Source organism: Aeromonas sp. EERV15, from assembly GCF_900079845.1.
Classification (GTDB): Bacteria; Pseudomonadota; Gammaproteobacteria; order Enterobacterales; family Aeromonadaceae; genus Aeromonas; species Aeromonas sobria.
Genome location: NZ_FKKY02000038.1, coordinates 1 through 3,966 on the forward strand (window position 1 = coordinate 1; position 3,966 = coordinate 3,966).

The window sequence follows — 3,966 nt, forward strand, 5'->3', positions numbered from 1 at the left end:
ACGGAAGCGGGTTAGGTTTGGCTCTGGCCGGAGGTACTTATGGGGTTCGACAAGCACCTGATCGAGCTTGATGGTGATCGGGTATGGCTACTGGATGCCGCTGGCAAGCGGTTGTGCGACATGACGGGTATGCAGCTGCTCGATTTGGGGAGTCGGATCAGCGTAGAAGGTGGCCTGCTTAACTTCGATTTGGAGGCCCAGAAGTGGCGGGAATGCCTCATTGCCTTGGGCCTCGAGCTGGATTGAAAATCATTTTTAAAATTCGATGGTTCAAATTTCCAAATTGATTGTTTTTGGCTCCCAAAGGGGTAACATCAAATTGTCTATTCGATGTCTCAGATTGGAGATTTGATTATGCAGGAGAAAGAGGCCAAGACGGTGTTCGACATGGGGGGATTCTCCAAGGCGATGATCGTCCCAACCCCCATGGGTTCAGGGTTCCACCTCCACTTGGTGCGCTTTGGCAAAGCAGGTACCGAAGTCGTGGAGCGGCAGCGCGGAGGCTGGCGGGTGTTCTCTTCCATCGATGCGGCTGCCAACACGGCCCACGGCATTGGCTTTCGCCGCATCGAGATAGACCTGAGCAGCCGCTAGGGCCTAGCCCAGCGGAGCAGGAGGGCCAGCGCCCCCAAGCATGCCGCCCCCTCCCACCATGCAGGGGCGGCCCAGCTGAATACGTCATGCAGGCCAAGCAGCCGCATGATCCAGCCACTCGAGGAGCTGCTTGCCCCCTTCACTGCCAGCACTGCGGCCAGTAGCCCCACAACCTGCCATACCTTCATAGGCCCATCCCCTTACTGCGGCTCCGCTTTGGCTGGAGATCCTGCAGTTTCTCCTCCAGTTCGTTGTTCTGCCCCGACAGCGTTCGGTTATAGCCTTTGAGCTTGTCGATCTCAGCCCCTTGTCGGCCTATCACGCTCTGGGCGCTATCGAGTGCCATGGTGAGCCGCTTAACCTCTCCCTGCGCCTTCTGGAGCTCGCTCTGGGCCTTCTGGGCCTCTGCGGTAGCCTGCTTGGCCTGCTCCACGTTGTCCGCGCTATAGCGGCCCTTCTGGCGACTAAACAGGATCTGCTTGAGCTGGGCATTCTCCTCCTGCAGTGCGGCGTTCTCCCGCTCCAGCTTCTGGGCTTTGGCGTGGCCGCTCATCTTGTCGATCAGGGTAGGGGCTGGGGCGGTGCCGGCGCGCAGGTCTGGCCGGTGCGGGTTTCCCCCCAGACCGTTGGGGGTGTACACGCAGGGGATCTTTTCGTTGATCGTGGCGTGGCATCGGCGCCGGATCCCCGCCAGCTTCCGGCCGCCATCGAGCCATGCTTTCGCCTGCAGCTTGCCGTCTTTGATCGGGGTGGCAATGACATGGAAGTGCGGGGTGCTCTCGTCCATATGCAGCTGGATCGATACCACGTTCTCGGGGCCGAACTCCTGATCGGCCCATGCCTTGACCTGCTCCCCGAACGGGGCAAAGAACTGCGCCAGATCTCGCTCGATAGGCGGCCCTTCAGGGCACTCTGGTGTGGGGTCTTCTCGCCAGTCGGTTTGGTTGCCGACCTGGATGATGAACTCGATCGCCACTACAGCATCTTTGCGCTTGGCCAGTGCCGAGGCCGCATCGAGTTTGCCCTGATCCCACTCGACCTTGGTGTGCATCGGGCTCTCTGTAAACCATGCCCGTTTGGGAAGCTGGCTGCTGGTTTCGTGGAGGCGGAGGTTGTGTCCCTGAGCCCTGCCAATGTCGGCTTTGCTCATCTTGGCTACGGCGAACGTGAACTTCATCGGGGGCTCCGAGGGTGGCAGCTTTGGAGTTCAAAGTGTACTCCTTACACTTTGCTGCGCAAAGTAGGAGCCCTGCGGGGCGAAAAAGACCTGCCGCGCTACGCTTGCCGCCTCCCAATCTGGAGGAGGCAGACTGCGCTAGCCTCCCCCTGTTCGGGAGGTTTCCGCGAAAAGCGTCATTACAGGTCGAGCATGTCGTGATGCCACCATGCAGGCATCAAACTGCAGAGGCAAAGAGGTGCTTGTATGAGGGACTTGGTGTTGGCTGTGCTGCTCCTGATCGGAGGGAACAGCATGGAGCATAACTTGGGGGTGGCTGCAGTCATTGTAGCTGTGGCGCTGGTGCTTAAGGCTTCCAAGGGGATTTAACCCCGACTATAGGAAGAACACCCTTATAGGAAGAACACCCTACTTAAAAGAGAGGCTGTTCCAGGCAAGAGAGCCGAGGCCCGCAACTGCGGGCTCTCGTGCTAGTGAAATCGGACAGTGTCCGTTTTGCCTGATGCGGACGTCCTCAGGCAAAGGAGAGCGGTTTTAGCGAGCTGGCGTCAATCTTGGACTTTGCCTTTTCAAGGCTATAGGCAGCCTGAAGATTGATCCAAGACTCAGCCGTCCTTCCAAGGACAGCCGACAACCTAACAGCCATTTCGTAGCTGATATCCATCTTTCCGTTCAAAATACGGCTCAGCGTCGAGGGGGAAATATCAAGACGATCAGCGAGATCGGCTGCTTGCAACTCAAGAGGCTCCATGTATGCAAGAGAAATAAATTCCCCTGGGTGCATATTGTTAATCATATCGAGCTCCTGTTTTGAGTATTCATTTTTTAAGTATTCATCATATTAAACTTGACAGATGCGCATTGCGCAAGAAGCAAGTTGTTGACTTTTTCATAAAACCATGCTAAGATGGTTTGTCTGGTCGTTCTCTAAGTTGTTCTTCTTAGGGGGCATCAGATAATCGGGGAGAGGCAGGTCGGTTTCTTGAATTCGCAATTTATAGTAGCTGACCGCGCTGTCAACCTCAAGAATAATTTTTAAAAACGAGGTATTGAAATGATTAAATCTTATAAATCAAAACGCTTGGAAGACTTTAGTGCAGGGGATTATTCCAGGGTCGATTCACGGCACCTTAAGGCTGTCAGGGTTATTATGGCCGCACTGAATTCGGCGACCGAGATCGGAGATCTCCGGTTGCCCGGGAAGAGGCTGCATCAGCACAAGGGGACCAACCCTGTAAGGTGGTCTCTGGATGTGTCAGGCAACTGGCGCATCACGTTCGAGTTTGAGAACGGTCACGTCTATGCAGTGGATTATGAGGATCCGCACTAAGCGGATTGACGCTGTTTGTGGATCCAGCGTAACCTGTTTGCCAGAAACGAAAAAACCGCCGTTAGCGCGGCGGTTTTTACGGGAACCTAAGTGTTAGCGCACCGAGGTACCTGGGTAACAGCTTCAGGCGGAAGCAGCTACCGAATACCAACCAAGTTTAGCGGCAACATGTCGTTCCTTTCAAGCTAAATCCCGCCAGAACCCTGTTACCGTTGGCCTCTGCCAATGGCGATTAGTCGTGTCTACTCGAATTGGAAGCATGTTGATGTTGTCGAGTGGATGCAGGGGTCGGGCCAAACGGGGAATCCTCACACATGGCCCAGCGTGCGACGCGCACCATAGCCTCCCAAGGCTCGCAACCTTGGGGTACCAGCACCGAGCGTAACGGGGAACCAACCACGGCCAGCTCGATAAAAACGGCGCGGCAGTCCGGCCCACAGGTGGGGACTGAAGCAGGTGCAGAGTGGCAAGGTGTGTCTCAGGAGCGCGTGAGGGGGAGCTGCTGCAAGCAGCCTCGATAGTCCTGAGCAAGGCGAGCTATCCAGTGTAACTACGTCATTTTTAACGTAGCCAAGCAGGAGGGCGAGCCTATCTTGAAGCGCAGCGAAAGATAGGGGAGCCGGTGTCCTACGCCCTGTTTTTCAAACAAAAAAAAGAGCGATGATCTTGGCGAGGTGGGTAACTGCGCCAGTCCGTCCACATGCCATCGGTTTGGCTTGTGGGCGGCAGCAGTTATCCACGGAAGCGGGTTAGGTTTGGCTCTGGCCGGAGGTACTTATGGGGTTCGACAAGCACCTGATCGAGCTTGATGGTGATCGGGTATGGCTACTGGATGCCGCTGGCAAGCGGTTGTGCGACATGACGG

General features: G+C 56.0%; 6 protein-coding genes. 3 read left to right on the forward strand and 3 right to left on the reverse strand.

Features of this window, described 5'->3' with window-relative positions; translation table 11 throughout:
- Positions 1-39: 39 nt before the first annotated feature.
- Together BN4575_RS20180 and BN4575_RS20185 are read left to right on the forward strand one after the other, a co-directional pair.
- Positions 40-246, forward strand: coding sequence for a hypothetical protein (locus tag BN4575_RS20180; protein ID WP_068979544.1), 207 nt, complete (start codon positions 40-42; stop codon positions 244-246).
- Between the two features lie 108 nt (positions 247-354).
- A complete protein-coding gene (locus tag BN4575_RS20185; protein ID WP_015056833.1) occupies positions 355-594 on the forward strand; it encodes a hypothetical protein in 240 nt (79 codons plus the stop codon).
- Here BN4575_RS20185 and BN4575_RS20190 read toward each other — a convergent pair.
- The 3 genes from BN4575_RS20190 to BN4575_RS20200 all read right to left on the reverse strand — a co-directional run bounded on the left by BN4575_RS20190 (position 591) and on the right by BN4575_RS20200 (position 2,567).
- The gene (locus BN4575_RS20190; protein WP_068979545.1) at positions 591-782 is read right to left on the reverse strand and encodes a hypothetical protein; all 192 of its coding nucleotides are present in this window, start codon (positions 780-782) and stop codon (positions 591-593) included. The two genes, BN4575_RS20185 and BN4575_RS20190, sit on opposite strands and share 4 nt — an antisense overlap.
- Positions 779-1,771 carry a plasmid recombination protein gene (locus tag BN4575_RS20195; protein WP_068979546.1) on the reverse strand — a complete coding sequence of 331 codons (993 nt, stop codon included), beginning with the start codon at positions 1,769-1,771 and terminating at the stop codon, positions 779-781. The genes BN4575_RS20190 and BN4575_RS20195 overlap by 4 nt, the downstream gene beginning before the upstream one ends.
- Positions 1,772-2,285: 514 nt before the next feature.
- Positions 2,286-2,567 (reverse strand): HigA family addiction module antitoxin, encoded by a 282-nt coding sequence (locus tag BN4575_RS20200; protein WP_068979547.1) that lies wholly within the window; start codon positions 2,565-2,567, stop codon positions 2,286-2,288.
- 258 nt (positions 2,568-2,825) lie between these two features.
- On the opposite strand from BN4575_RS20200, the gene BN4575_RS22680 reads away from it, so the two are divergent.
- Positions 2,826-3,101, forward strand: a complete 276-nt coding sequence (locus tag BN4575_RS22680) for a type II toxin-antitoxin system RelE/ParE family toxin (protein ID WP_068979548.1) — start codon at positions 2,826-2,828, stop codon at positions 3,099-3,101.
- Positions 3,102-3,966: the final 865 nt, after the last annotated feature.

What these genes read in the sequence shown, in the direction of transcription:
- BN4575_RS20180 (WP_068979544.1), top strand. Translation starts at nt 40, where the DNA reads ATGGGGTTCGACAAGCACCTGATCGAGCTTGATGGTGATCGGGTATGG.
- BN4575_RS20185 (WP_015056833.1), top strand. Translation starts at nt 355, where the DNA reads ATGCAGGAGAAAGAGGCCAAGACGGTGTTCGACATGGGGGGATTCTCC.
- BN4575_RS20190 (WP_068979545.1), bottom strand. Translation starts at nt 782, where the DNA reads ATGAAGGTATGGCAGGTTGTGGGGCTACTGGCCGCAGTGCTGGCAGTG.
- BN4575_RS20195 (WP_068979546.1), bottom strand. Translation starts at nt 1,771, where the DNA reads ATGAAGTTCACGTTCGCCGTAGCCAAGATGAGCAAAGCCGACATTGGC.
- BN4575_RS20200 (WP_068979547.1), bottom strand. Translation starts at nt 2,567, where the DNA reads ATGATTAACAATATGCACCCAGGGGAATTTATTTCTCTTGCATACATG.
- BN4575_RS22680 (WP_068979548.1), top strand. Translation starts at nt 2,826, where the DNA reads ATGATTAAATCTTATAAATCAAAACGCTTGGAAGACTTTAGTGCAGGG.